A 25,006-nucleotide genomic window follows, 5' to 3' on the forward strand; every position below is an offset into this window, starting at 1 on the left:
GTCTGCCCGGAGGCCTCGCCCCAGCCCAACTGAACGCAACGCATCGGCGACAGTCTGGAACTACTTGGTTTTTTGGCATTGCCAGACCCTCTGCCCGCACTAGGCGCTCCGTACGGTCACATTGAGGGATCGCAGGGCGTCAATCAGGTAGGGATTGCGCACTAAATCTGCAGCCGGCGTCGAAGTCAGCTTGGCCGGGACGGCCCGATCATACACGGCGACACATTCGGCTGACGTCAGCCTCGACGTGTAGAGAATACCGTCGATCGCGAAACGATCGTAGAGCGCTTTGCTCAGCCGTCTGCCTGTCGCATGGCTTTTTGCTCGTGCTGCATTGGTCGATACGCCCAGTTTCAGCAGTCCGGTCGTACGGAGGTCGAGTACTGTCAGGGGATTGGTCGCGGACACCTCCGAGAAGGCCCAGGCGTCCACCTCGGTGATGTCGAGAACTCGCTTGGCTCGCCCTTCAAACCGATCCCGAATGATCGTCTCGGCAATCGCGGTCGTGATATCGCGTGCAATATAGACGAGCCTGAACGTGTTGTCGGGCGCGGAAAAGCGGGTCTGCCCAAAGCCCATGCCGAGAGGCGTCGCGGCGTGAACCTTCGGCAAGACGCGCAGATATGAGGACGGACGAAACGGAATGGCGAGTTCCGCGACGACTTTGGGATCCAACTTCACGGTCAGCCAAAATCGCGTTCGGCCGCTTCGACGACCTGAGAGATGTGTCCCTTTTTGAGACGCTCGAGCGGAGCTCCTCCGATGCTCGGCTTCGCCTGAATGAGCCACTGCCAGGCCGCACGCTGATTACCGATCAAACGCACGACCGCGGACATGCCTTCGAGAGGTCGGCCATCGACGAATTGCGCAAGAGGGAAAACATGCTTGCGTTCACCTTTGAGCAGGCCGATGACCGCCCCACGCTTCTGCCATTCGTGAAGCGTGGATCGCCGTGTGCCGAATTTGCGTTCGATCTCGCTTGGCCCCGCCACCGGGCCCGCCCAGTCTTCGAGACGAGCTGGCTCCGCGATCGCCGCGAGTCGTCGATTGCCCTCCGACATTTCCAGCAGATCGCCCATGCCTTCACCTTGGCTGATCTCCACGGGCTTGTCCGTTTCAACCTTGAGAAGCTCATCAGAGCTTTCAGCGGCAAGGTCGGCGACCACAGATTCTATCGTTTTCCTGAGCACGCTCTCATGTGCCAGGATAAGTCTCTGTTGTTCCTCGGAAAGTCGCGCGGCCGCCGCCGCTATTGCGGCAACGACCTTGGTCCTGCCCTTCAGGGCAGACCTTGAAACCCCCGGGTTGTGGCGGGCCAACACATCGAGAATATCGGCAGCCGCTGCACGGCTCACATTGAGGTGCAGGTCGGCTCCGGGCTTACGAGCTGTTGCGACCATCATCGCCTCCATCGGTTCATGCATAGATAGCCCTAAACGTCCGAATTGTCCAGATTGTTCGATCGCCTTGACGCGTCACCTCTCCGGCTTGCCGAGCAGTTCGAATCGCTTAAGCTGAAAGCTGGCTGATCCGGCCATGCCGTCCACACTGGCGAAGCCTTTGGGCAGGAATGAACAATCGCTTCGCATCAACCTCTCTTGAAGGTGCGCGGGCCAAGTGGACACGCCGCTACAAGCACCGCCGGAGTGGTTCGATGCGTGCTTATTTTTCCGATCTGACTCGGCCGAAACAGGCCGCGAAATACCTGGCACGCGCCGGTTCCGAGCTGAAACTCGCAACTGTGCACGAGACGCTCGCTTCGGCGCTCGGCTACCGGGACTGGCACGAGCTGTCGACCTTTGCCCGACCAGACAATTCCGCTGCCGAGCAAGACATCGGTCTCGACGATGTGTTGCGTGTCATTTTCAAGCTGGCGGACGCCCTCGTACTTCTCGAATCCGACGTCCAACATGCGGTGTCGAAAGCGCGGCTGCTTCGAGCGACGCCCTGGTCCATTGACGATCAGATGGCTTTGCGTGCGTCCATTTGGAGAAGGCGACTGTTCGGCCCCCCTGGCCGTGGCAAGTCCGGAACCATCGTGAGAGACATGGCATATGGTACCAAGACGCCGGCCTATCTGCGCTATCCCGGCCGCCCAACCTATCTGCTCTTCGATACTGGATTTGGTGAGCGTGCGGACTTCGAGGTGATCACGCCGCGCTCCCCGCTCCCCGACTTCGTGCCCTCGCGCATCTGGTTGCCCTATGGGGTGTGGACGCTGAACGACGGATCCGAAGTCGTCTTCTCTCGGGACTACCTGCCGATGTGGCGTGTTTCGAACGAAAGAGCAGAGCGTTTGGCGCCTTGGCTCTGGATCACGGGCATTGTCGACGAAGCGCATTTCCTCAGTCCGGGGAGCGCCACATGGGCCACCGGCGCGGCGCGAGAAAGAGCAGTTGCCTACCTACAGCGGCATCGCATCTCTGAGCTTCCGAGGCTGACCGATATCATGCCGCATCTCTTCGAGAGCCAAGTCGAGACGTTGTCCGATGGCGTCGCGCGCCTTTATGCGGCGCAACGTGTGCCAGAAGCGGCCCCACCCTATGCGGAGCTCAACGAACGTATTCTGACTTGATCCCCAGCTTGTTGTCAGCCCGGACGATGATCAGCCGACGAATCTGCTAAAGTCGGAAGTATTCACGGATTCGAACCAGATGGCCGTCGCGAAAAAGAAGAGTAACTCGCCGCTAGAATCGCGTTTCAAATTTGCCGAAGATTCTTTTGGTCGGCTGCCCGGAGGTTGGGACTCTCATCTGCGCACAGCAACAGGTGCCGCGGATGGTGAGTCGTACCTCCTGCGCCTCTTCAAGAAAACAGACACAGCGCTGGATGAGGATCTGCGGGCAATCGTCACCCGCGGATTGAGGCGGATACGACGTGTGCTGTCGTCACGTCGCGCCCGAGACGTTCTGGTCGAGGTACTCGAGATCGCGGAAGACCAGCACGAACTCGCGATCGTTATGGTTGATCCCGGAAGCCCAGTCTCTGCATCGACGTACCGACGCAGGGCGAGGGAGGGGCGCTATCTGACGAGCGCGAGTCGCGGTGTCTTTTGGCGGAACATCGTCCGCATCGCGGAAGCGCTCACGCTCTGTCACGACGCGGGCATTGTGCACGGTGGAGTCGGCATCCACTCGATATTCTCGCACAGAGAAGAGAGTGCCGATTATCGGCTCGGCGGTGTTGAGGCGTGCGTGCACATCTCGGATGGCGATCTCGAAGCATCCGGGCATCTGTTTCGGCCTTCCGCCACGATATCGTTCCGTCAGGACTGGATCGATCTTGCCGCCGTTGCGAGAGAGCTTCTTGGTATTGAGGGGGACGCTCCGCCGCAACTTCTCTCCGTCGAACGCCGAGTCCTGGAGAGGCTGGCCAGCCCACCGCAATTTCAGCTCTTCGATGGCGCTGTTGTTCTCGAAGAACTGCAAAACGTCATCGCTGAACTCGACCGGGTCGGCTCGAGTTCGGACGGCGAACTCGTCCTCTATCCATCGAGAAGCGTCCTACAGAGCGATCTGCCGGCTCTTGCGTCGGGAGCCATTCCCGCAACCGACAGCGACGCGATCATGCAGTTTGTCGCTGACGATCTGCTTTCGGCAGGTGTTCGCCTGGTCCCCGCCGGACAGGACACCGTGCGCCTCATGACAGACCTCGCGATCTACAACGTGCGGATCATGAGTGACGCTGTCGGGATGATCGAAGGCGCGCACCAGCGTCGCTCGAATGAATGGATGCACGGTGCCATCGATATCGTTCATCGGCTACATCTTTCCCGAAATCGAGCCAGCGCTGAAGAGCGCGTGCAGAATCTCGGACCAGGTGCCAAAAGATGGCGCGACCTGCTCGAACCCGTTCGATTGGCCGCCGGCACGGTCGACGTTCCCGTATGGTTCGCTCTCATCCTTTTGGAAGCCTTCACCCTCTTGAGGGAGCAATTTCGCCTCTATCCCGTCGATGTACTTTCGCCGGTCAAAGCAGAGGCGAATGTCGTCTGGTTGGCGCCCTGTGATGACGAGGAGCGCGATGCACGGCGCGAAACGATGGGTCTGCGCAAGGCAGCCGAGACCCTCAGGCGAGAGCTGAAACACGACGACGGAAAGGCGAATTGGACGCTGTCGCAGTCCGCACGCCTCGCGATGGGTCGCGAGCGCGCGCCCGAGCTCAGCTACGAAGGTAGCGGCTTGATTGGTGGGAAAGTAGCGTTCGCGTTCGGGACCAATCTGTCGATCCCCGTTGGGCAAAGGCTGTTCTTGCGCCCCCGCAGAGACACCGGCACCGAACGAGCCATCCGGCGGCGGCTCCAGAATATCATGGCCGCGAGATCGAATTTGGAGCTTCTGAGGGCATTGGACGACCCGGCGCAGGTCGCCATGGATGAGGTGTTGCGCGACATCGCCGCCCCGGGCCCGCCGCCAGCCGATGCTGACCTTGAGCAATCCAAGATCCAGGCTTGGGAGGCGATCGTCGCCGGCCGGTCCATCAATGTCGTTGTCGGACCGCCGGGCGTCGGCAAGACGTTTTTGATCTCGCACCTCGTCAAGAGCATTCTACAGGAAACGCCCGATGCTCGTATCCTCGTGTCGTCTCAGAACCATGAGACACTTGTGCACATGGAGGAGGAGCTTCGCAAGTTTCTCCCTGCAAACGCGACCATTGTCGTTCGCGTCGAGCGATCCCGCTCCAGCGAGAAAGAGAGCACGCTGAGGCGGAGCTCGACGTCTCTGCTGCGCTCGGTGGCGAAGCCGGATCCCGCGAGCGCGACGGTCATGGCCAATCAGCTCCATCAGATCGTCCAGGCACTCAAACCTGTCGATACCTCCGAACAGTCGATCGCCGATCGTACCCTACGTGACACCGACAACCTGATGTTGCGTTCATCGGATGTGACGCTGGCGACTACCTCTTCGCATGTATTGGAGGAGATGATCGCGGATGGCGAGCAGTTCGATTGGGTTTTCATCGAGGAAGCGGCGCGGGCCAACGGTGCAGAGCTGATCGGAGCACTGCTCCTTGGAAACCGGCGCGTCATGATCGGTGATCACAATCAACTATCTCCCTTCGATGCGTCCGATCGTCGGAAGTTCTACGATGTCAGCCGAGCGGGCGAACTCCTGCGCGATGCGAAGGAAAAGCTGGCCGCGATCCCCGACTTGCCGGGAGAAGTAGACGTCGCCCTCGATGCTTTGAAGGCGGACGAGTTTCTTCTGCGCGACGTCCTCGCCATCGCGTCCCGCCTCGAAGAGCCGTTCAGATCGATTGCCGAACGGGAAGAGACGAGAACCTCGGACACCGGCAAACCCAGCTCGATCGCCACCACGCTGCGCGAGCAAAGCCGCATGCATCCGGCCATATGCGAGCTGGTTTCCAACACGTTCTACAAACGCCAGTTGCTGTCCTCGGTCCGGGTGAAAACACGCCTGCAGGCCGTGGAGTGCACCGACGGATTCCCCGCTTCTCCGGTCGTCATTCTAGACGTGCCCTCATTAAGCATGGTCAAGCGACGGACATTCGAACAGCCTGTGAGGCGTTCAATCCGCAATGAGGTCGAGGCGACGGCATTACTGGCCGCCGTCAAGAAGATGCGACCTGTGATCCAGAAGGGCGAGCGGGTGCCGACGCTCGTGATCCTGTCCCCGTATCTGGCACAGGCCCATCACCTCGAGCGACTGGTCCAGCCTCAGGTCGATCTATCTGCGGGCACGCTGTTCGGCTTCGCGAGCCCGCGGGGCGATGGGAAGTTCGTATACACCAGCGACAGCTTCCAAGGCGGGGAGGCCGACCTCGTCGCAGCCAGCCTTGTGCGCAACAATGTTCTCGTCGGCTCGAGAGCTCTTGGCTTTATCAAGAACCCTCAGCGCCTGAACGTGCTGCTCAGTCGTGCCAAGCATAAGCTCGTCCTGGCAACCAGCCGCCAGTTCATCCGCAACGCGGTGGAGGGTATCGATCCTGACGCCGTAAACGACGAGCTCGGCTTTCTGCGGACCATGCTCGACGAAATGGTTCGCTCGTGCGAGGTCGACCTTCCGACCGTCGGCAAAGCGGTCTCGATCGTCCCTGTCGATGAACAGGGGAGGCTGTGCCCGTGAAGAATATCTATATCCCGGCGTGGCATTATCGGGCGCCAGGCATCGTTCAGCGGACGTGGGGCTGGAGCCCAGTCGAGGAAATGATCCTGCTCTCGCTGGATCGGAGCCCGGGAACCATCCACGACGTATCCGAAACGTTGAAGATTCCCCGGCAGGTGGTCGGTTCGACCGTGGCGCGGCTCATGCAGTTCGGGCTTGTGGAAGTGCGGCTGTCGCCGCAACCAGTTTTGACCACGAGTGGCATCGGCCAGGATTTCATACGCTCAGGTCGGGCGCTTCCGGAACGAACGGCTGATCGCGAAATCGGCATCAGCGTCGTCTACGAGAAGGTCGGGTTGTCTGTCTTCCGAACCAAAGACGTCGACACGATCCCCATGACGAAGCTCCCCGCCACGGGCGCAATCATCAGGTTTCCAGACGGCGATCCGCCTGAAACTCACTACTCGATGATGCAGCGGGTGAACGAATTCATGGTTGGCATGCTCCGGTCGGGCGAGTGGCTGCGCGGCGTCCAAGCCACCAGCTCCTTCCTCGAGGCGCGATTTCTCGTCCTGGACCTCGATGAGATTGGAGCTGGCGTGTTTCCTCCAGGCGCGAGCGAGCGGCTCGTTGATGCTCTCAAGGCTACGATCGAGACCGGCGTTTTGCCGCAAACCGCGACAGCATCCCCAGAGCGCCCTGCGTCCATCGCGACTCGCTTCAGCGCCGATCAGCTCATCGTCGGCGCCGATAAGCACTTGCAACGCTTCGAGCAGATCGTCGGGGCCGCCAAGTCGAACATCTTCGTGTTGTCGACTTTCGTTGCCTCGCAATCGGACGAGAAGGGCAGGGACCGTCGGGAACGCATCGTGCGAGCCTTGGAAGATGCGTGCAGGCGTGGCGTCAAATGCCATCTTTTCTTCGGCACGTCGCTCGATCGTGCCAAGCACGCGGCGGCCATGCAGGAACTATATCTCCGTTTGTCGGTGGCGAGACAAACGAGGGGGTATCTGCTGGTCCAGAGGGATCCCGTCGACAGCCATGCGAAGTTCCTTGTGGCCGACGACGGTCACGACGGCGCTGTCGTGTTGATGGGATCGTGCAACTGGCTCCATTCCCCGTTCTCGGCCGTTGAAGTCTCGGCCGAGCTTACGGAGACTAATGCGGTCGCCGAAGGCCTCGATCTGCTGCGAGAGATTGTTTCCAAACTTTCCAGCGCCAGTCGGTCTGTGGAAACGCTGCAGTTCATGGCCTCTGAATTGCGCCGTTCGCGCAATATGCTGTCGATCTCCGAAGACGCGCAGGCTCCAGCCGCTACCCTAACAATCCTGCCTGCCGCCGATCACGAGCGTCTGCTCCGCCTCGCGGCCCATGAAGCACAACAGCGCTTCATTTGCTGCACGAACAAGGTCGGCGCGAACATGGTGCCCGCGCTGTTCGATCCGGCTGAGGTCGCGGGCCGGAGACTCAGTGATGTCCGCGTCTATTATTCGCGCCGTTCTGGCCCGGTGAAGCGCGGTCATGTGACGAAGCATCGTGAACGGCTTCATGGGATAGTAGACATTATCGGTGTGCCAGAGCCGCAATTGCACGCGAAGTTTCTGGCCTGGGACAGCGATCACGTCGTCGTCAGCAGTTTAAACTGGGGGTCGCAATCGGGGCTCGATGACAATCCGCTGGACGAAATTGGCTTGCATTTGGAGGGCCCCGGGCTGGCGACTTCGTTGCTAAAAAAGCTTGATGCCGAACTCGGATGATACGGCCCCGGGGCAAATCCCGGACTGTCCTTGACCTGCGACCCTGATCTTCCTCCGAATTTGAATGGAGCCCAACGCCGCGTAACTGAGTCGCCGGTGTCCGGTTTTGGACATCTCGCCAATGTCCGCTTCTGGGCGGACCACAGGTTCGATTCCCTCCACCTCAGCCAAGCTGATCGTCGGCTCATCTTCGAACGAGGAAGGCCTGATCGCCGTCTCTACGAGATTGCGACGCTCGCGGCCTTGCGAGACCGGCTGCGATCTGCAGACATTTGGGTCGATGGCAACCGATCCTTCCGTCCGATCGATGAGCATCTCATGCCGCGGTCAACATTCACCACCATGAAGGATGAGGAGCGCCTTGGACTGGGCGTTCAGGGCGATGGCTTGGCTTGGCTCACCGAAGCGCGTCAGATGCTCGACTGCAACCTGAAGCACCTGGCGCACAGGGCACGGTCGGGAAGGCTCGAGGGTGTTCGTCTTGAAGACGGGAGCATGCCCGACGATCCGCGCACCCTTGGTTTGGTGCCCTGCATCGCGCGTCCTCAATCGATCGGGCGGCCCGAACGAAGCCGCCCTGGAGCTGTCTCGCATCAACCAGGATACATAGGACGATCATGCCCGTCGTCCGGAGACGCCGGCGGATATCGCATCCCCAGAGATCCCACGCATTGCGATTTTGCTCAATTCGCGCAGCCACAACACCGAACTTGAGACCGCCACACACAACAGCCAGTCTCCGGCGCCCAGGCTGACGGTCGAGAACGCCTCCTGCAGGAACGGCGTGTAGACCACGAAAGCGTGCAGCACCAGCGAAAGCATGACCGCGCTCCAGAGCCAGCGATTGGTGAAGAGGCCATGGAATGCGCTGCGATCGTCGGAGCGGGCATTGAAGACGTTGAAGAGCTGGAACATCACGAGCGTCGTGAAGGCCATGGTCTGGCCATAGGCGAGAGTGCCCGAGCCTTCGATCATTCCCCCGGGCAGCGCGGCGTCGAGCACGAACAGCGTACCGGCCGCCATGATCGCGCCGACCAGGAAAATGCCAGCCCACATCCGCACCGTGATCACGCCTTCTCCTTGCGGGCGGGGCGGTCGGCGCATCACGTCCGCGTCGGCGGGATCGATGCCGATCGCCAGCGCCGGCGCCCCGTCGGTGACGAGGTTGATCCAGAGGATCTGCGTGGCCAGGAGCGGAAGCGCGACGCCGCCGGTCGCGGTGCCGGCCAGGCCGATCACGTCGGCGAGGAGGATGCCGAAGAACATGGTCATGACCTCGCCGATGTTCGACGACAGGAGGTAGCGCAGGAACTTCCTGATATTGGAGAAGATCGCCCGCCCCTCTTCGACGGCGGCGACGATGGTGGCGAAATTGTCGTCCGCCAGCACCATGTCGGCCGCTTCCTTGGTGACGTTGCCCCCTGAAATGACCCCGCTCAGAAGCTAGGATCCGTCGAGAGGAGACGGACGATGCGCAAGAGCCGGTTCAGCGAGGAACAGATCATCGGGATCCTGAAGGAGCACCAGGCCGGAATCCCGGTCGTGGACCTCTGCCGGAAGCACGGGATCAGCGACGCGACCTTCTACACGTGGCGCACGAAGTACGGCGGGATGGAGGTGTCCGACGCCCGCAACCTTAAGGCGCTCGAGGAGGAAAACCGGAAGCTGAAGAAGCTTCTGGCCGAGTCGATGCTCGACGTAGCCACTCTCCGCGAGGCTCTTGGAAAAAACTTCTGACGCCCAGTTCCCGGAGGAAGGTCGTGACCTGGGCGATCGAGGAGAAGGGCTACTCGCAGCGGCGTGCGTGCGGCCTCATCGGCATCGAGCCGAAGACCTATCGCTACGCCTCGACGCGAGGCGACGATACCGCGCTCCGCCAGCGCCTTCGTGAGCTGGCGAGCTTGCGTCGGCGGTTCGGCTATCGGCGTCTGCTGATCCTGCTTCGGCGAGAGGGCAAGGAGATCAACCACAAGAAGCTCTTCAGGCTCTACCGCGAGGAGCGGCTGTCGGTGCGCCGTCGCGGCGGACGCAAGCGAGCGCTTGGCACGCGAGCGCCGATGACCTTGCCGCAGGCACCCAACCAGCGATGGAGCCTGGACTTCGTCTCCGATGTGCTCGCGGACGGACGCCGGTTCCGCGTGCTGGTGATCGTCGACGACTTCACCCGGGAGTGCCTGGCGCTCGTGGCCGACACGTCGCTGTCGAGCCACCGGGTCGTACGGGAGCTGGACGCCATCATCCAACGTCGTGGCAAGCCGCTCATGGTCGTCAGCGACAACGGCACCGAACTGACCTCGCACGCGGTCCTGCGTTGGCAGCAGGACACAGGTGTCGAGTGGCACTACATCGCTCCCGGCAAGCCGGTTCAGAACGCCTTCGTCGAGAGCCTGAACGGCCGCTTCCGCGACGAATGTCTGAACGAGCACCTGTTCCAGGGCTTGCCGATGGCACGTCGGATCATCGAAGCTTGGCGGATCGACTACAACGGCCACCGGCCTCACACGAGCCTCGGCGGCCTTACCCCAAACGAGTTCGCAGCCCGGTCCAGGCAGGACCACAACCAGAACGGATTCTGGTTATGAACGAGGGCATTCAGGGGGCAACGTCACCACCGTCTCTCCCGCGCGCTGCAACGCTTTGACGATCCGCAGCTTGTGCTCGGGATTGACACGGGCATAGACCCGGACCTCCCGGACGGTCCGGTCCAGTTCCGCCTCGGTCATGGCCGCGAGCTCCGCACCGGTGACGGCGCGGCCATCGGAGGTGATGCCGAGCTCGGCGGCGATGATCGCCGCGGTCACCGGATGATCACCGGTGATCATGAGGCACCGGATGCCCGCCGACTGTGCCCGGGCCACGGCCTCGCGCGCTTCCCGGCGCGGCGGATCGATCAGTCCGATCAGGCCCAGAAAGACGAGATCGTGCTCCACATCCTCCGCGAAGGCGCCATGGTCCGCGTGCTCGGCCGGCAGCGAGCGGAAGGCGACGCCGAGCGTCCTCAGCGCCTCATGGGCGAGCGCGTCATTGCTCGCCATGATCTCGGCCCTGCGCGCCTCGGTGAGCGCGACGGCGTCACGGCCGACAAGCTCATGGGTGCAGCGCGCGAGCAGGACATCCGGCGCCCCCTTGGTCACCGCGATCAGACGCTCGGGCTGCTCGGCATCCGTGTGGACGGTGCTCATCAGCTTGCGTTCGGAGGAAAACGGCACCTCGCCAACCCTCGCGAAGCGCGCATCGAGGGCCTGCGGCAGCAGGCCGGCCTTGCGGGCCGCAACGATCAGGGCGCCCTCCGTCGGGTCCCCCTGGACGGACCAGTTGCCGTCGCGCTCCTGCAGCACCGCGTTATTGGCCCGCTCGGCGGCCGTCAGCGCGCGCGTAAGCTCGGACTGCAACGCCTCGTCGGGCGATGGCGGTCCGACGAGTTCCATGTCGCCGTGCGGCGCATATCCGGTCCCCGACAGATTTGCGCTGCCGCTCGCCGTCACGACCCGGCGCACCGTCATCTCGTTTCGGGTCAGCGTGCCGGTCTTGTCGGAGGCGATGACCGTTGCCGAGCCGAGCGTCTCCACCGCCGCCAGCCGGCGGATGATGGCCTTGTTCTTCGCCATGCGCTGCATGCCGAGCGACAGCACGGCGGTGACCACCGCCGGCAGTCCCTCCGGCACCGCGGCGACGGCCAGTGCGACGCCGAGGATCAGCACGTCGAATATCTCGGAGAAGCCGTGAATATCGCTGACGAGGAAGATCGTGCCGATCATCGCGAGGGCGATGAGAACGACGGTGACCGCCAGCGCCTTGCCGACCCGATCGAGTTCCCGCTGCAGCGGCGTGATCTCGTCCGGCGCCTTTTCCAGCATGCCGGCGATGCGCCCCACGGCGGTCCGCATCCCGGTCGCGGTCACGACGGCGCTGCCATGGCCATAGACCGCCGCGGTTCCGCTGAAGACCATATTGTGCTGGTCGCCGAGCTCGGGCGTGCCGGAGAGCACGGCGATGTCCTTTGAAACCGGCAGGCTCTCGCCGGTGAGCGCGGCTTCCACCGTCTGCAGGGAGGTCGATTCGATCAGCCGCGCATCGGCGGGGATGGTATCGCCTTCCGCAATGAGGACGATGTCGCCGGGCACGAGCTCGGCCGCCGGGATGCTCCGCCTGTCGCCGTCGCGGATGACGCTCGAATGTGTGGCGGACATTTGCCGCAGCGCCGCCGCAGCCTGCTCCGCCCGGGCTTCCTGAATGTAGCCCATCAGGGCGTTGAGGATCACGATGGCGAAGATCGCCAGGGCCTCGTAGGGGAGCGCCGTGTCGCGCTCCTGCAGCCAGATCGCGGCGGAAACCATCGCCGCGACGAGCAGCAGGAGCACTAGCACGTCGGTGAACTGGTCGAGGAACTTCAGCCATTGCGGACGCGGCGGCACCGCATCGAGCTCGTTGCGGCCATAATACGCCAGGCGCCGCGCCGCCTCCGCCCGGCTGAGGCCGGACTGGCGCTGCGTCTTCAGGAGGGCGATGATCTCGTCGGCGCTCTGCCGGTAGGGCTCATCGACGAGCGGGGCGGGGGATGTCGCGGACATGCCACAACGATACGCGTCCGCGACGGATTGCAATACCAGAGTTCTACCGATGCGGCCATCGATTCCCGGCCGGCCACCCGGCTTGGATCACGAGGGGCGTTCCTCGACCAGATGCACGATGCCGGCCACTTTATCGACCGGGACGACGAAGGCGAGGCCGTTGCCAGGCATGGTCAGTTCCGCCGCACGCACGATTTCCTCGAGCATCGCCTCCTTCAGATCCGCGGGCACGACGGTCAGGACGATTTCCTTTTCCGGCTCGATCTGGATACCGAAGACATGCTGCTGCTCATTGCGCCCGATGCCGCGTCCGAACAGGACCGTGCCGCCATGGGCACCCGCGTCCATCGTGGCCTTCAGGACCGTGTCGCCCCAGCCTTTGCGCACGATAGTGACGATCAGGCACGGGCTCTGCATCGGGGCTGCTTGCGTGGGGGCTGCTTGCATCGGGGTCACTCCTGGGTGCGGGTCTTCAGCCGGACGAAGAGCCCGAGCACCATGACGGATATGATCGGCGCCAGGGCGATCAGCGCGACGAAGCCGAAGCCATGGACGATGGGATCCTGATCCCCCATCGACGCAGAGGCGCCCAGCGCCAGAGCCAGGAGGAAGCTGTTGGCCAGCGGCCCGGTCGCGACGCCGCCGGCATCCACGGCAATCGCGACGAAATCCCCGTCGCTGAGCCACATCAGGCCGATGGCCAGCAGATAGCCCGGCACGAGCAGATACAACAACGGAATCCCGTAGGCAATTCTGAGCATGCCCAGACCGACCCAGAGAGCGACGCCGACGCAGATCGCCCACAGGACCAGCGATCCGGGAATGGAGCCGCTCGAGGCCTGCTCCACCTGATCGGCGAGAATGCGCACCGCGGGCTCCCCCCATGCCGTGAACAGCCCGAGCAGAAGCCCGCCGAGCACGAACAGCCAGGTCCGGTCCAATGCGCCGAGAGCCGCACCCACAGCCCGGCCGAAGGGCAGGAAACCGATGCCGATGCCGAGCAGGAACAGGAAAAGCCCCCCTGCCGCGATCGCTGTTCCCTTGAGGATATCGGCGACCTGCCGCTGCGGCAATTTGAGCAGGAAGACCTGAACGAGCAGGAAGAGCAGGACGAGCGGCACAATGGCGATCGTCACGCTCAAGGCGGTCGCCTTGATCTCTGCGGCCCATGCTCCGCTCACCACAGCCACATCCCGACCAGCAGCACAGCGATGATCGGACCGACGGAGGCGAATCCGAGAAGCCCGAAACCGTCGGACACCGCCGAGCGTCCCGCCAGCACCGAGCTCAACCCGATGGCGAGAGCAATCACGACGGGCCCGGAGAGGACCCCCGTCGTCACGCTGCCGGCATCGAACGCCAATGGCACGATCTCCCCCGGCGCGAGGAAGGATAAGGCGACGACCAGGCCGTAGGCGACGGTCAGCATGAGCCGCAGGGACCACCCCAGAATGATGCGGCCCATGGCCATGGCGGCGAAGCCGGCGACCCCGACCGCGATGAGGTACAGGATTGCCGACCCGGCAATCGCGCGCCCGGAAACCGCGTCGACCTGCGAGGCCAGAACCAGCACGTCGGGTTCGGCGACCGTCGTCGCGAAACCGAGGGCGAAGCTCACGGCGACGATCAGCGTGATCGACCCCTTCTTCGGCAGTTCGGCGCCGATGAAGCGTCCCATCGGCAGGACGCCGAGGTCGACGCCGACAAAGAGCAGCAGCATGCCGAAGACCGCGAGGATCGAGCCGGCGAGAAACTGGAGGAACAGGTCGAGCGGGGCGTGAACGATCGTGACCTGCAGCACGCAGACGAGCCCGACGAGCGGCGCGACGGCCTTGAGCACGTCAATGAGCCTGTCTTTCAGCACGGTCAGCATGATCGATCACACCATAGCATGGATCGAAGGCCTTCCCGCATCATGCCGGAAGCCGACGTGACCGAGGCGATGGGCCTCGCGGCTTCCAATCTCATGGCGTGAAGGTCGATTCAGGAGTGCAGTTGCTCCTCGGAGAACAGCGACCAAATGGCGATGAACAGCGCGGCAATCAGTGGGCCGATGACGAAGCCGTTCATGCCGATCACCGAGAGGCCGCCCACCGTCGATATGAGGACGACATAGTCCGGCAGGCGTGTTCCCCGGCCGACCAGGGGCGGACGCAGCAGATTGTCGACCGTGCTGATGACCAGCACCCCGACCGCAAAAAGCACGAACCCCCTGAAATAGTCGGCCGCGAGCAGGAAATAGACGGCCACCGGGACCCATACGAGCGCCGCGCCGATCGCAGGAAGAAGCGACAGAAACGCCATGAGCACGCCCCACAGGAGCGCCGCCTGAATGCCGAGCATCCAGAATGCAATGCCGCCGATCCCGCCCTGGATCGCCGCTATGATGATGTTGCCCTTGACCGTCGCGGCAACGACAGACGAGAATTTTCCAAGGATATGATCGGTATGGCGACCGCTGAGCGGGCTCGCCTTCCGGATCAGGCTCGCCAATAGCCTGCCGTCGCGAAACAAGAAGAACAGCAGGTACAGCATCACACCGAGGCTGACGAAGAACTGCGCCGTGTTCTGGCCGATGCTGAGGGCGCGCGTGGCGACTTCTTGGCTTGCCTGCATCAGGAAGGACGTCAGCCTGGTCCGGATTTCGACGAAGTCGCCTAGGTTCAGCGTGGCGAGCGCTTTCTCGACGAAGGGCGGAAGCGCGCCCTGGATCTGCCCGAGCAAGGTCGCGAGATCGAATTCCCGCGTGTTGATCCGGTTATAAAGGCTGGCCGCCTCCTGGGCCAGAGAGGCCAGGATCGCCGCACCGGGAATGACGACTATGCAGATGCAGGCCAGGACGCTGAGCGCTGCCGCAAGATTGCGATGTCCGCCCAGCCGGGCCTCGAGGTTCCTGTGCAGCGGATCGAACAGGATCGCCAGGATGACGGCCCAGAGAATGGCGCCGTAATAGGGAAGAAGAAGCCACAGGAAGGCCGTCGTCACCGCGACGACGAGGACGACAAAGCTAAGCCCCTGGATCGTCGCCTTGGGCACCAGGCAATGCTCCCGTCCGCGGTTTCAGGCTCCCATCGGGCACCCCGTGACATAGAGCACCATGAGGATGCTTGTCGATCGGTTGGCGCCAATCCGGACGGGGCGGACGGGCGATCGCAAGGAACCTCCCGCGGCGCAACCGGCGATCTCCGGCCAGGTCTCGGCATGCGCCTGGCGGCCGGCAAGGATAGCCAGATGCTGCAGGCCGACCCCGAACTCCGCCGAATGCTCAATGATGCGGTTATCGCCGTCCATGTTGCGGAAGACCGGCTCGACCGAGGCGCGCGGGCCGATCTCGTCCGCCGCATTGATGAGCGCGAGCATGGGCAGGCGGAGGTTGCGGGGCCGATCGTCTTCCTGCCAATGGTCAGGACCCCACGATGGAACCGGTCCTCCCGGTAGAGCCATCCGACGATCTCATGGACGAGCCGGCCCGGCAGGCTTCACGGTCTGGAGGCGGTGCCATCGGCTCGCCGCGTCTGCCCCGGCCGACCGGATGGGCGTTGTCGAAGCCGACCAGCCGTTCGCCCAAAGGCCCGTGAAGCGTGAGTAATCGAGGCCGTGCGGCTTTTCCGGCGAAGCCGGAACGCGGGTGACGACGAACTTCACCCAATGGCCGTCCTCGGGATAAACGACAAGCACTTGGCCGTCGAGGTCCAGAAGCATGTCGAGGCTCGGATCACGATCCTCGCTCATGGCTTTTCCTCATCATTCGTTGATAAGAATTTCAAGTCCTTTTCCGGATCGTCGATAGCGCCGAACAGCCGGTCGAGCACGTCGCCGAAGTAGCGCTCGAAGATGTCGATCGCCGATCGTCAGCACGACGGTGTGGGCGTCGGTTGGGCAAGTTGCCCGCCAGCCTCGGAAGGCTACGGGCAACTACCGGTATCACGTGCTATTTGCTGCGCTTTTCGAGGACCTCTCGAACGACCGGACCAGCTGAGAAGGCCGTTGGCCAACCCGTGTGGAACGCGAGGTGGGCTACCACTTCGCCAGCTTCTTCAGCGGTGAGTCCATTGCTGAGCGCCCGGTTGAGGTGTCCCGCTAGCTGCCCGATCTTGCCCTAGAGCGATCAGTGAGGTGATGGTCACAAGGCTTCGATCACGCGGCTTCAGACCGGGGCGGAGCCAGACTTCGGCAAAAAGAGGAGCGGTGGCGAACTCCTTGAGCCCGGGGGGGAGCATTGCCAAGCACGCCGTCGACGGTCTTGACGCGGGCAGCTTCGCCTTCGAGGTTCTGCTTGAGATAGTCGACCTCACGGCCCGGCAGTTGGTCCGCTGACACATTATGAGCGGCGAACACCTCTCGGCGAAGCAACTTGGCGGGCTCATCGTCACCTAGGACTCGCAGGGCTCATCATCGACATGATCATCGAGCACGACAAGCTTGCTGAATGAAGCTCATCGGGGCGCCGCTCCGGCTTCCAGCCGCGATCTGATCCCGTTCATCTGCTCGATTTCATTCCTCTGCGATTGGATGATTCCGTCGCAGAGGCGGGCGAGCTCCTGGTCAGTGAAGTGGTTCTGCCGGCACATGAGGATCGCGCCGGAATGGTGTGGAATCATCGACGCGATGAATTGCCGGTCTCCGACCAGAGCTTGAGTGCGGGTGGCGGCGAAGGAGGCAACGCATAAGGCGGCGAGGCCGAGATAGAGGACCATATTGAGACTACGCCGCGGATACATCTCATTCATGGTCGCGAGCATGATGATGCCCATCGGGGCCGCCATGGTCAGCGCCATGTAGAGCATGTTGATGTTATTGTGGAAGTCTTGCCAGCCGTCGACCATCGTGAACATCGCCACGTACATGACGATCAGGCCGAGCAGGAAGTTGACCGCGAGCATGACATAGCTTCGCGTATCTGTCTGATCGTGCTGAGTTGAATGCTGGTGGTCCTCCATTGGTTGTCTCCTGTAGTGGTTCAAAATGGGCCCCTTCCGCCTTGGCATCCCGCCCGAGACATCTTCCGGGTTGCAGGAACCCCTCATGGGCGTCCCCGCGTTGCTCAACGACAGTGACGAGGCCTTTTCAGCTAGGTAGAGGCCGATAGGCCTGTTTCACTAACTCCAAAAGGCGCCACAACGCAGGGAGTTCCAGCAATGGCTTTCGCGCTCGAAAGCGATGCACCACGAGGCGTGTTCCGCCATGGGGCGATCTACGGACATCAACAAGGAGCGTGACTGTTACCGGAAGGCGCAGCCGCCGGCCCCAAGACCGAGAGCCTCGATCATGGGTCAATGATTTCGGTAACTCGCACTATGATGGTCTCAAGCCACCTGAGGGGCACGGCCTGCACTATTATCGTTTCCGCCTTTCGGCGCTCGATGTCGAGACGCTGCATTGCGGGAAGAAGGCGCGTATCGCCGATCTCCTCGACAAGGCACGGCCTCATGTGATCGTTACCACCGAACTCGTCGGAGCTTACGAGAGCCGCTGATGCCGAAGCCATCCGGACAGATTGGCTGCGTCTGGATTGCCGACATCGCCGCGCCCGTGCTTCATCCGCCGCTGAAGGGTGACCATCGTACCGCGACCGTGTTTATCGGAGCTGGCATCGTCGGACTCACCACCGCTCTGTGCCTCCTGGAGCAAGGTCATTCTTTGATCGTCCTAGAGGACCGCGCCGGGCGGCAGGTGAGCGGGCGCTCCTCTGTCAAGATCACCACGCAGCATCGCCTCATCTATCACCATCTCGTCAGACCATCGGGATCGAGCAGGCCGACGCCTATGCTGAGGCGAACATGTGCGGCGTCGCAGATCCGCCGATGGATGGCCGAACATGACATCCTCTGCGTTCTTGAGAACAAGGCAGCCTTTACCGACTCACACGATCGATCTCGAAACCCAAGCGGCGGCGGCGCAACGTTTGGCAAGTCGCTGAGGCGACACGGCATGTGCCGCGTCCTATCTCCCAATCGATGCCGTCACCTCGACCTTATCCGTGATTGCGAAGCTAACGCTGGCTTCGAAGCCCGATTGCCTGCCGGGCCTCGGCGAGCGAAGCGTCAGCGGGCTGCCTATGCGCTCGGCGATCGTCGACACGATCGACAGGCCGATCCCGCTGCCGCGAGCCGAGGTTCCGGCGCGCTCGAACCGGCCGGCGAGTTTGGCCAGCGTCTCGGGCGGGACGACGGGGCCGTCATTCGACACCGTCAGCAGCCCGTCGGCATCGAGGGCCACCTCGACGGGCGACGACGGGCTGCCATGGTCGAGGGCGTTCTCGACGAGATTGCGGCACACGATCCCGGCGGCGTCGGGATCGATGTCGGACATCACGGGGGTCTCGGGCACGCGCAGGGACAGCCTTTCCTCAGGCACGCTCCTGTGCATGTCGTCGATCACGACGCGCAGGGCGTCGCGCAGGTCCGACGTCCGGTCGAGCCGAAGCCGGCCGCCCTCCGCGCGGGCAAGCTGCATGAGGCGCTCGGCGCGCGCCGTCAGCCGCTTGAGCGTCGCCTCGATATCGGCTCCCCGCTGCGCGATGTGAGGCTCCGCGGTCTCCTTCTGGATGCGCTGGGCCTGGGCGATCGCCCCGGCGAGGGGGTTCCGGAGTTCATGGGCGGTGTTGGCGGCGAGGCTGCGTTCCGCCGCGAAGGCCGCCCTGAGCCTGTCGAGCAGCGCGTTCAGCGTGGTGGCGAGCGGGGCGACCTCGCTGGGCAGGTCGTCGGAGGCGACGGGCCCGAGGTCCTTCTCGCTGCGGGTCTCCAGCCGTTCCCGGAACGCCCGCAGCGGCCGCATGCTCCGGCGCACCGCGAGCATGACGGCGGCGAAGGCGGCCGGGATGACCAGGAGGATCGGCAGGCCGAGGCCGATCTGGATTTCCCGCGCGACCCCGGCCTCATGGGCGAGCGGCTCCGCCACCGTGATGCGGACCGTTCCCTGCAGGGCTTCCTCGCTGTACAGGCGGTGCGTCGCGGTCCGGCCGAATCCGGGGCCGCTGTAAGGCGGGAAGACGGACAGGTCGGCGGCATGGGACCGGAGCAGGACCTTGCCCTTGTCGTCGCGGACCACATAGGTGAAGAGCTCGTCATGACCGTGGATCGCGCCGAGCCGCTGGCTGGCGGCATCCCCCTCCTCACGGCCGACGATGTCCATCACGGCGAGCGGAAGCAGGCGCTGCGCCGTCTCCTGCAGCGACGAATCGAAGACCTCGCCGATCTCGTGCCGCAGCAGGACGGCGGTCGTCCAGGCCGCGCCGACCCAGATGACGAGCAGCACCGCCCCGAGCGAGAGCAGGAGCCGGCCCTGCAAGCTCCGAGGGCGCCTCATGCCGCGACCAGCCGGTAGCCGAGGCCGCGCTCGGTCTCGATAAGGTCGGCACCGAGCTTCTTGCGTAGCCGGCTGACATGGACCTCGATCGTGTTGCTCTCCACCTCGGCATCGAAATCGTAGAGCTTTTCCTCGAGCTGCGCCTTGGAGAGCACTTGGCCCGGCCGTGCCAGGAACACCTCCAGCAACGCCCATTCACGGGCCGTGAGCTGCACCAGCCTGCCGTCCCGGCGCACGCTCCGGCGGGCGATGTCGATGTCGAGTGAGCGATGCCGGATGATCGGGTTGGGATTGCCGGAATAGCGGCGGGCGACCGAGCCGATGCGCGCCGACAACTCGTCGAGGTCGAACGGCTTGACCAGATAGTCGTCCGCCCCCGCGGTCAGGCCCTCGATCCGGTCCGACACCTGGTCGAGCGCCGTCAGGATGATCACGGGCGTGACGTTCCCCGCAGCGCGCAGGGCGCGCAGGAACACGATCCCCCGGCCGTCGGGGAGCATCAGGTCGAGCAGGATCAGGTCATAGGCGGCGCCGGCCATGGCGTCGCGGGCCGCGTCGATCCGCGTGACCCAGTCGGCGGAGTGACCGTCGCCGACGATCTGGTCGCGCACCGCCGCGCCCAGCACGCCATCGTCCTCTATCAGCAGGATTCGCATCGTGGTTCGCCTTTCGCGGCTCCTGCTTCCTTGACGGTCTTTCCTTACGCCGCGCTGAAGCGGATCGCATGCGAGCTTCAGGATGCCGTCAGCTTGGCCCTCCAGGCTTGTCGCAGATCAAGGTGGAAGGAAGCTCCGGCCCATGCGGCTCGCTCTGACAATCCTCGCATGTGTCGCGGTCCTCCCCGTGGGGCAGGCGCTCGCCGATGACGACTGCTTCGCGCCGATGGCGGACTGGAAGCCGAAAGAGGCCGTCGCCGCCCTCGCGGCCCGGAACGGCTGGACGGTGCGCCGGATCAAGATCGATGACGGCTGCTACGAGATCGATGGCACGGACGCCGAGGGCCAAAGGATCGAGGTGACGGTCCATCCCTCGACCCTCGACGTCATCGAGATCGAACGCAAGGACGGCACAGGCCACCGGCGCCGCGACGGGGAGGGCCGCGGCGGCGAGTGAGCTGCCGCCGTCCGACCCGGACCCAGCACTGAGGCCAACCCCGGCCCCGTCGTTTCGGCGGGGCCTTTCGATTCCTGACGGCAAGCTGAACCAGAAAATCCACTTCCGTCAGGAAGGGATCAGGCGGGGTGCCCAGAACGGCTCCAGCAGAGAAAGGAGCCCCTGCCATGAGAAAGACCTTTGCCATTCTCTTCGCCTCGACCGCCCTGACCGCCGGGATCGGCTTTCCCGCATGGAGCGCGATGCACGACACCGCCCGCTTCGAAGGTCTGCGTGACGCCGTCCTCGATGCCGGCCGGGATCTCGGCGTGGTGCTGGCCAGCGACGACGACGACCGCGACCATGGACGCCAGCTCCGGCGCGGGGACGATGACGACCGCGATGACGAAGACGATGACGATGCTCGCGGCGGCAACCTCTTCGCTCCCGCGCCGGCGGGCAGCGTCGCTCCCCCGAAGAACGGCCTCTTCGGCAACGGCGCGGCGCCCAAGGTCCAGGTGAACTGAGCCGGCCGCCCCATCACTTCCGATCGAGAGAACCGCAAGATGAGAACCATCCTCGCCGCCCTGGCGCTGACCACGGCGCTCACGCTTCCCAGTATCGCCATGGCGCGGCCGGTGACCCTGACCACGACGCTGAAGAACTATGGCGGCAATGGCGCCTACCTCGCCATCTACGTCACCGACCCGAAGGGGGCCTATGCCGGCAGCCTGTGGATGGCCGGAACCAAGTCCAAATACTACGAGCACCTGTCCGACTGGTATCGCGCGACCGGCGGCAACACCGCCGAGATCAACGGCATCACCGGGGCGAGCGTGGGGGCCGGCCGCCGGCTGGCGATCACCCTCGATCTCGCCGACGCGCTCTTCGACGCCGGCTACACGCTCCATGTCGATGCGGCGGTCGAGGACATGCGCGACAGCCCCAACGAGATCGCCGTGCCGCTGACCGCGAAGGGAGCGGGACAGCCCGTCCAGGGCCGCCGCTACATCGCGAATTTCAGCTACGGCATGTAGGGGGCGAGCATGATCCGCGCCCTCCATCGCTGGTCGGGCCTGCTGGCCCTCGCCCTCGTGACGCTGCTCGCGGTGAGCGGCGCGGCGCTGTCCGTCTTCCCGGCGGCGGAACGGATCGCCGCGCCGCAGGCGGAGGAGGCCATGAGCGTGGCCGACCTCGCCGCGCGGATCCGGTCCGCCCATCCGGGCGTCGAGCAGATCAGGCGCGCGCCTTCCGGGCGCATCACCGCCTACTGGTTCGACGGCGGCACGCCGGGCTCCGCGGTCATCGACCCGGCGACGGGGGCAAGCGTCGCTTCGGCCGATCCCAACCCGTTCCGGCGCTGGCTCACCAATCTGCACCGCTCGCTGTTCCTCGATGATGCCGGCCGCATCGTCATGGCGGCGGGGGCGGGAGCGATGCTTGTCCTCGCAATCTCCGGCTTCGCGCTGGTCGCGCGGCGCGCGGGCGGATGGCGACGCTGGCTGGCGCCGCTGCGCGGGCCTCTGGCCGGGCGTGTCCATGTCGAGCTTGCGCGAGCCGCCGTGCTCGGCCTCCTCATATCGTCGGCGACGGCGCTCTGGATGACGGCCTCGACCTTCGGCTTCCTTCCCAACGAGGGAGCCCCTCCGGAGCCGCCTTCCGCGGTGAGCGGTGCGACCGGCGCCCCGCTGGCCGCCATGCCGCCGCTCGCCGCGACGCCCGTCGCGAGCCTGCGGGAGCTGAGCTTCCCCTCTCCCGACGACGCCACCGACGTCTTCACGCTCAAGACCGACGATGGGGCCGGCTATATCGACCAGGGCACCGGGGCGACGCTCGGCTGGGCGGGGCTGAGCGGCTGGGAGCGGGTCTCGGAGACCGTCTACATGCTCCACACCGGACAGGGCGCCCCGCTTCTCGGCCTGCTGCTCGGGCTCACGGCGCTCGCCGTCCCGGCGATGGGCGTCACGGGGCTCTTTATCTGGCTGGCGGGCCGCGCCCGTCGCCCCGGGATCCGCGGCAACGCCGCGCCGGGCCGCGCGGAGACGATCATCCTCGTCGGCAGCGAGGGCGGTAGCAGCTGGGGATTCGCCGCGACGCTGCACGCGGCGCTGACCCGCGCCGGGCAGCACGTCCATGCTGCGCCGATGTCGGCGTTCGACCCCGCCCGCTTTTCCGGGGCGCGGCGCTACCTCGTGCTGGCGGCGACCTATGGCGACGGCGACGCCCCCGCTTCGGCCAAGGGATTCCTCGACCGCCTGGACCGGCTTTCCGCCGTGCCGGCCGCGCCGGTGGCGGTGCTGGGCTTCGGCGACCGGAGCTTTCCGGCCTTCTGCGCCTACGCCAGGTCGGTCGCCGCCGCGGCGGAACGCAAGGGCTGGCGGCTCCTCTTGCCCTTCGAGACGGTGGACCGCCAGTCGCCGCAGGAATTCGCGCGTTGGGGCCGTGCGCTGGGCGAGGCGCTCGGCATCGCGCTGGAGCTCGACCACCAGCCCGTCCGGCCCGAGACGAGCGCGCTCACGCTGGTGTCGCGCCGCGACTATGGCCACGACGTCCAGGCCCCGACCGCGATCCTGCGCTTCGCGCTCCCGCGCCTCTCCGCGTGGCAGCGCCTGACGGGGCAGGGATTTGCCCGCTTCGAGGCCGGAGACCTGCTCGGCGTCGTACCGGAAGGATCGCCCATACCTCGCTTCTATTCGCTCGCCTCGGGCTGCCGGGACGGCTTCTTGGAGATCGTGGTGCGCCGGCATGTCGGCGGCCTCTGCTCGAGCGCGCTCGCGACGCTGGAGCCCGGCGGGACGGTCGCCGCCTTCATCCGCCGCAATCCCGGCTTCCACGCGACCCGTGACCGCACGCCGCTGATCCTGATCGGCGCGGGCACCGGCATCGGACCGCTTGCCGGCTTCATCCGCGCCAATGGATCGCGGCGCCCGATCCACCTGTTCTTCGGCATGCGGAATCCCGACAGCGACTTCCTCTACCGCGAGGAGCTGGAGGGCTGGGCGGCCGGAGGCCGGCTGCGCCATCTGTCCACGGCGGTCTCGCGCGGAGCGGGACCGCGCTATGTCCAGGACGCGCTGGTCGCCGAACAGTTCGAAGTCGTGCGCGCGATCCGGGAAGGTGCGCATGTCATGGTCTGCGGCGGGCGGCAGATGGCGGCCGGGGTCGCCGAGGCGATGGCGCGGATGCTGGAACCCATCGGCCTGTCGCACCAGCTTCTCAAGGCTGAAGGACGCTATGTCGAAGATATCTACTGATCTTGCGCGATACGCCCTCAACGGCCCGACAATGGGGACGCGCTGGTCCGCGCTCGTCTATGCCCCCTCCGGCTTCGATGCCGGGGCCGTTCAAGCGGATCTGCAGGCGGCGATGGACGAGGTCGATGCGCAGATGTCGACATGGAAGCCCGACAGCGAGCTGATGCGCCTGAACGAGACTCCGGCGGGAGAATGGATGAGCGTTCCGGCACGCCTCCTGGATGTGCTCCGGCTGGGGCTGGCGATCGGTCGCGCCTCCGACGGCGCGTTCGACATCGGCATGGGCGACGCGGTGGCCGCGTGGGGCTTCGGCGCCGCGGAAGCGAGCCCGGACCGCATCCGCAGCGCGATGGAGGCCCGACGCGTGCCGGCCCATGACGCGCTCGAGATCGATGGAACCAGGGTCCGCAAGCGCGTGCCGATCACGCTCGACCTCAACGGCATCGCCAAGGGATATGGCGTGGACCGCCTCGCCGGGATACTCGGCGGGGCCGGCATCCGCGACGGGCTCGTGGGGATCGACGGCGAGATGCGCGCCATGGGCCTGAGGCCCGACGGCGAAGCCTGGACGGTCGCGGTAGAGCAGCCGGACCCGGAGCGTCGCGCGCCGCATTCACTCCTGTCGCTCAAGGATTGCGCCGTTGCCACCTCCGGCGACTACCGCCACTGGATCGACGTGCAGGGCCGGCGCCTCTCCCACACCATGGACCCCGCCCGCGGCGCCCCGCTTGTGCAATCCCCAGCTTCGGTCACCGTGCTCGCGCCGACATGCGCGGAGGCCGACGCCTGGGCGACCGCGCTCATAGTGCTCGGCGCCGGCGACGGCGGGAAACTCGCCCGGCGGCTGGGGATCGATGCCCTGTTCCTGCTTCGCAGCGCCTGTGGCATCCGTTCCTGTGGGATCGGACGCCTGTTCGGGGATGCAACGATGGCGGTTGGGGCGCGGGGAGGCTGAACGC

At 64.7% G+C, this 25,006-nt stretch carries 21 protein-coding genes and 5 pseudogenes; 12 read left to right on the forward strand and 14 right to left on the reverse strand.

Going from position 1 to position 25,006, the window contains the following annotated elements; all coding sequences use genetic code 11:
* Window positions 1-99: 99 nt before the first annotated feature.
* Both AAC979_RS21935 and AAC979_RS21940 read right to left on the reverse strand, forming a co-directional pair.
* Window positions 100-681: an RES family NAD+ phosphorylase gene (locus AAC979_RS21935; protein WP_371349239.1), complete on the reverse strand. Its 582-nt coding sequence runs from the start codon at window positions 679-681 to the stop codon at window positions 100-102.
* Between the two features lie 2 nt (window positions 682-683).
* A complete protein-coding gene (locus tag AAC979_RS21940) occupies window positions 684-1,424 on the reverse strand; it encodes a hypothetical protein (RefSeq protein WP_371349240.1) in 741 nt (246 codons plus the stop codon).
* Between the two features lie 146 nt (window positions 1,425-1,570).
* Between AAC979_RS21940 and AAC979_RS21945 the strand changes: the two genes are divergently transcribed.
* The 4 genes and pseudogenes from AAC979_RS21945 to AAC979_RS21960 all read left to right on the forward strand — a co-directional run.
* Complete coding sequence (locus AAC979_RS21945) at window positions 1,571-2,575, forward strand: hypothetical protein (RefSeq protein WP_371349241.1); 1,005 nt, start codon at window positions 1,571-1,573, stop codon at window positions 2,573-2,575.
* Window positions 2,576-2,654: 79 nt separating this feature from the next.
* Window positions 2,655-6,086: an AAA domain-containing protein gene (locus AAC979_RS21950; protein ID WP_371349242.1), complete on the forward strand. Its 3,432-nt coding sequence runs from the start codon at window positions 2,655-2,657 to the stop codon at window positions 6,084-6,086.
* On the forward strand, window positions 6,083-7,822 hold the full coding sequence (locus AAC979_RS21955; RefSeq protein WP_371349243.1) for a phospholipase D-like domain-containing protein: 1,740 nt from the start codon (window positions 6,083-6,085) through the stop codon (window positions 7,820-7,822). The genes AAC979_RS21950 and AAC979_RS21955 overlap by 4 nt, the downstream gene beginning before the upstream one ends.
* Window positions 7,823-7,981: 159 nt before the next feature.
* Window positions 7,982-8,362 (forward strand): annotated as a pseudogene (locus tag AAC979_RS21960) (Tn3 family transposase); the annotation flags it as partial.
* Window positions 8,363-8,437: 75 nt separating this feature from the next.
* On the opposite strand, the pseudogene AAC979_RS21965 reads toward AAC979_RS21960, so the two are convergent.
* A pseudogene (locus tag AAC979_RS21965) lies at window positions 8,438-9,250 on the reverse strand (cation transporting ATPase C-terminal domain-containing protein); the annotation flags it as partial.
* 42 nt (window positions 9,251-9,292) lie between these two features.
* Between AAC979_RS21965 and AAC979_RS21970 the strand changes: the two are divergent.
* Window positions 9,293-10,404, forward strand: a protein-coding gene (locus AAC979_RS21970; RefSeq protein ID WP_371346076.1) for an IS3 family transposase whose coding sequence is annotated in 2 segments (ribosomal slippage) — window positions 9,293-9,548 and window positions 9,548-10,404 — 1,113 coding nt in all. Because the reading frame shifts where the segments join, the coding sequence is not laid out codon by codon here.
* Between the two features lie 27 nt (window positions 10,405-10,431).
* Here the strand turns inward: AAC979_RS21970 and AAC979_RS21975 are convergent.
* The 9 genes and pseudogenes from AAC979_RS21975 to AAC979_RS22015 all read right to left on the reverse strand — a co-directional run.
* Window positions 10,432-12,393, reverse strand: a pseudogene (locus AAC979_RS21975) (cation-translocating P-type ATPase); the annotation flags it as partial.
* An 87-nt stretch (window positions 12,394-12,480) separates the two neighbouring features.
* Window positions 12,481-12,810, reverse strand: a complete 330-nt coding sequence (locus AAC979_RS21980) for a P-II family nitrogen regulator (RefSeq protein ID WP_371349244.1) — start codon at window positions 12,808-12,810, stop codon at window positions 12,481-12,483.
* A 35-nt stretch (window positions 12,811-12,845) separates the two neighbouring features.
* Window positions 12,846-13,529: a DUF1538 domain-containing protein gene (locus AAC979_RS21985; RefSeq protein WP_371349252.1), complete on the reverse strand. Its 684-nt coding sequence runs from the start codon at window positions 13,527-13,529 to the stop codon at window positions 12,846-12,848.
* Between the two features lie 41 nt (window positions 13,530-13,570).
* Entirely contained in the window at window positions 13,571-14,266 is a 696-nt protein-coding gene (locus tag AAC979_RS21990) for a DUF1538 domain-containing protein (RefSeq protein WP_371349245.1), read from the reverse strand.
* A 110-nt stretch (window positions 14,267-14,376) separates the two neighbouring features.
* Window positions 14,377-15,429 (reverse strand): AI-2E family transporter, encoded by a 1,053-nt coding sequence (locus AAC979_RS21995; RefSeq protein ID WP_371349246.1) that lies wholly within the window; start codon window positions 15,427-15,429, stop codon window positions 14,377-14,379.
* A gap of 24 nt (window positions 15,430-15,453) precedes the next feature.
* On the reverse strand, window positions 15,454-15,753 hold the full coding sequence (locus AAC979_RS22000; RefSeq protein ID WP_371349247.1) for a hypothetical protein: 300 nt from the start codon (window positions 15,751-15,753) through the stop codon (window positions 15,454-15,456).
* A gap of 114 nt (window positions 15,754-15,867) precedes the next feature.
* Window positions 15,868-16,125, reverse strand: a pseudogene (locus tag AAC979_RS22005) (hypothetical protein); the annotation flags it as partial.
* Window positions 16,126-16,324: 199 nt separating this feature from the next.
* Window positions 16,325-16,486 carry a carboxymuconolactone decarboxylase family protein gene (locus tag AAC979_RS22010; RefSeq protein WP_371349253.1) on the reverse strand — a complete coding sequence of 54 codons (162 nt, stop codon included), beginning with the start codon at window positions 16,484-16,486 and terminating at the stop codon, window positions 16,325-16,327.
* A gap of 343 nt (window positions 16,487-16,829) precedes the next feature.
* A complete protein-coding gene (locus AAC979_RS22015) occupies window positions 16,830-17,333 on the reverse strand; it encodes a DUF305 domain-containing protein (RefSeq protein ID WP_371349124.1) in 504 nt (167 codons plus the stop codon).
* A gap of 275 nt (window positions 17,334-17,608) precedes the next feature.
* Between AAC979_RS22015 and AAC979_RS22020 the strand changes: the two genes are divergently transcribed.
* On the forward strand, window positions 17,609-17,869 hold the full coding sequence (locus AAC979_RS22020) for a hypothetical protein (RefSeq protein WP_371349125.1): 261 nt from the start codon (window positions 17,609-17,611) through the stop codon (window positions 17,867-17,869).
* Window positions 17,869-18,180, forward strand: a pseudogene (locus AAC979_RS22025) (FAD-dependent oxidoreductase); the annotation flags it as partial. The gene AAC979_RS22020 and the pseudogene AAC979_RS22025, both read left to right, overlap by 1 nt.
* 156 nt (window positions 18,181-18,336) lie before the next feature.
* On the opposite strand, the gene AAC979_RS22030 reads toward AAC979_RS22025, so the two are convergent.
* Window positions 18,337-19,701 carry an ATP-binding protein gene (locus AAC979_RS22030; protein ID WP_371349126.1) on the reverse strand — a complete coding sequence of 455 codons (1,365 nt, stop codon included), beginning with the start codon at window positions 19,699-19,701 and terminating at the stop codon, window positions 18,337-18,339.
* Window positions 19,698-20,357 (reverse strand): response regulator transcription factor, encoded by a 660-nt coding sequence (locus tag AAC979_RS22035; RefSeq protein ID WP_371349127.1) that lies wholly within the window; start codon window positions 20,355-20,357, stop codon window positions 19,698-19,700. Before AAC979_RS22035 ends, AAC979_RS22030 begins: the two co-directional genes overlap by 4 nt.
* A gap of 142 nt (window positions 20,358-20,499) precedes the next feature.
* On the opposite strand from AAC979_RS22035, the gene AAC979_RS22040 reads away from it, so the two are divergent.
* The 5 genes from AAC979_RS22040 (at window position 20,500) to AAC979_RS22060 (ending at window position 25,002) form a co-directional block, all read left to right on the forward strand.
* On the forward strand, window positions 20,500-20,814 hold the full coding sequence (locus AAC979_RS22040) for a PepSY domain-containing protein (protein ID WP_371349128.1): 315 nt from the start codon (window positions 20,500-20,502) through the stop codon (window positions 20,812-20,814).
* Between the two features lie 167 nt (window positions 20,815-20,981).
* Complete coding sequence (locus AAC979_RS22045) at window positions 20,982-21,320, forward strand: hypothetical protein (protein WP_371349129.1); 339 nt, start codon at window positions 20,982-20,984, stop codon at window positions 21,318-21,320.
* A 39-nt stretch (window positions 21,321-21,359) separates the two neighbouring features.
* Window positions 21,360-21,830 carry a DUF2271 domain-containing protein gene (locus tag AAC979_RS22050; RefSeq protein ID WP_371349130.1) on the forward strand — a complete coding sequence of 157 codons (471 nt, stop codon included), beginning with the start codon at window positions 21,360-21,362 and terminating at the stop codon, window positions 21,828-21,830.
* A gap of 9 nt (window positions 21,831-21,839) precedes the next feature.
* A complete protein-coding gene (locus AAC979_RS22055; RefSeq protein ID WP_371349131.1) occupies window positions 21,840-24,047 on the forward strand; it encodes a PepSY domain-containing protein in 2,208 nt (735 codons plus the stop codon).
* Complete coding sequence (locus AAC979_RS22060; protein WP_371349132.1) at window positions 24,028-25,002, forward strand: FAD:protein FMN transferase; 975 nt, start codon at window positions 24,028-24,030, stop codon at window positions 25,000-25,002. The genes AAC979_RS22055 and AAC979_RS22060 overlap by 20 nt, the downstream gene beginning before the upstream one ends.
* The last annotated feature ends 4 nt before the right edge of the window (window positions 25,003-25,006 follow it).

Origin of the sequence: Ancylobacter sp. IITR112 (genome assembly GCF_041415945.1) — a bacterium.
Lineage (GTDB): Bacteria > Pseudomonadota > Alphaproteobacteria > Rhizobiales > Xanthobacteraceae > Ancylobacter.

What these genes read in the sequence shown, in the direction of transcription:
- AAC979_RS21940 (WP_371349240.1), bottom strand. Translation starts at nt 1,424, where the DNA reads ATGCATGAACCGATGGAGGCGATGATGGTCGCAACAGCTCGTAAGCCC.
- AAC979_RS21945 (WP_371349241.1), top strand. Translation starts at nt 1,571, where the DNA reads ATGAACAATCGCTTCGCATCAACCTCTCTTGAAGGTGCGCGGGCCAAG.
- AAC979_RS21950 (WP_371349242.1), top strand. Translation starts at nt 2,655, where the DNA reads ATGGCCGTCGCGAAAAAGAAGAGTAACTCGCCGCTAGAATCGCGTTTC.
- AAC979_RS21980 (WP_371349244.1), bottom strand. Translation starts at nt 12,810, where the DNA reads ATGCAGAGCCCGTGCCTGATCGTCACTATCGTGCGCAAAGGCTGGGGC.
- AAC979_RS21990 (WP_371349245.1), bottom strand. Translation starts at nt 14,266, where the DNA reads ATGCTGACCGTGCTGAAAGACAGGCTCATTGACGTGCTCAAGGCCGTC.
- AAC979_RS22000 (WP_371349247.1), bottom strand. Translation starts at nt 15,753, where the DNA reads ATGCTCGCGCTCATCAATGCGGCGGACGAGATCGGCCCGCGCGCCTCG.
- AAC979_RS22015 (WP_371349124.1), bottom strand. Translation starts at nt 17,333, where the DNA reads ATGGAGGACCACCAGCATTCAACTCAGCACGATCAGACAGATACGCGA.
- AAC979_RS22030 (WP_371349126.1), bottom strand. Translation starts at nt 19,701, where the DNA reads ATGAGGCGCCCTCGGAGCTTGCAGGGCCGGCTCCTGCTCTCGCTCGGG.
- AAC979_RS22035 (WP_371349127.1), bottom strand. Translation starts at nt 20,357, where the DNA reads ATGCGAATCCTGCTGATAGAGGACGATGGCGTGCTGGGCGCGGCGGTG.
- AAC979_RS22040 (WP_371349128.1), top strand. Translation starts at nt 20,500, where the DNA reads ATGCGGCTCGCTCTGACAATCCTCGCATGTGTCGCGGTCCTCCCCGTG.
- AAC979_RS22045 (WP_371349129.1), top strand. Translation starts at nt 20,982, where the DNA reads ATGAGAAAGACCTTTGCCATTCTCTTCGCCTCGACCGCCCTGACCGCC.
- AAC979_RS22050 (WP_371349130.1), top strand. Translation starts at nt 21,360, where the DNA reads ATGAGAACCATCCTCGCCGCCCTGGCGCTGACCACGGCGCTCACGCTT.
- AAC979_RS22055 (WP_371349131.1), top strand. Translation starts at nt 21,840, where the DNA reads ATGATCCGCGCCCTCCATCGCTGGTCGGGCCTGCTGGCCCTCGCCCTC.
- AAC979_RS22060 (WP_371349132.1), top strand. Translation starts at nt 24,028, where the DNA reads ATGTCGAAGATATCTACTGATCTTGCGCGATACGCCCTCAACGGCCCG.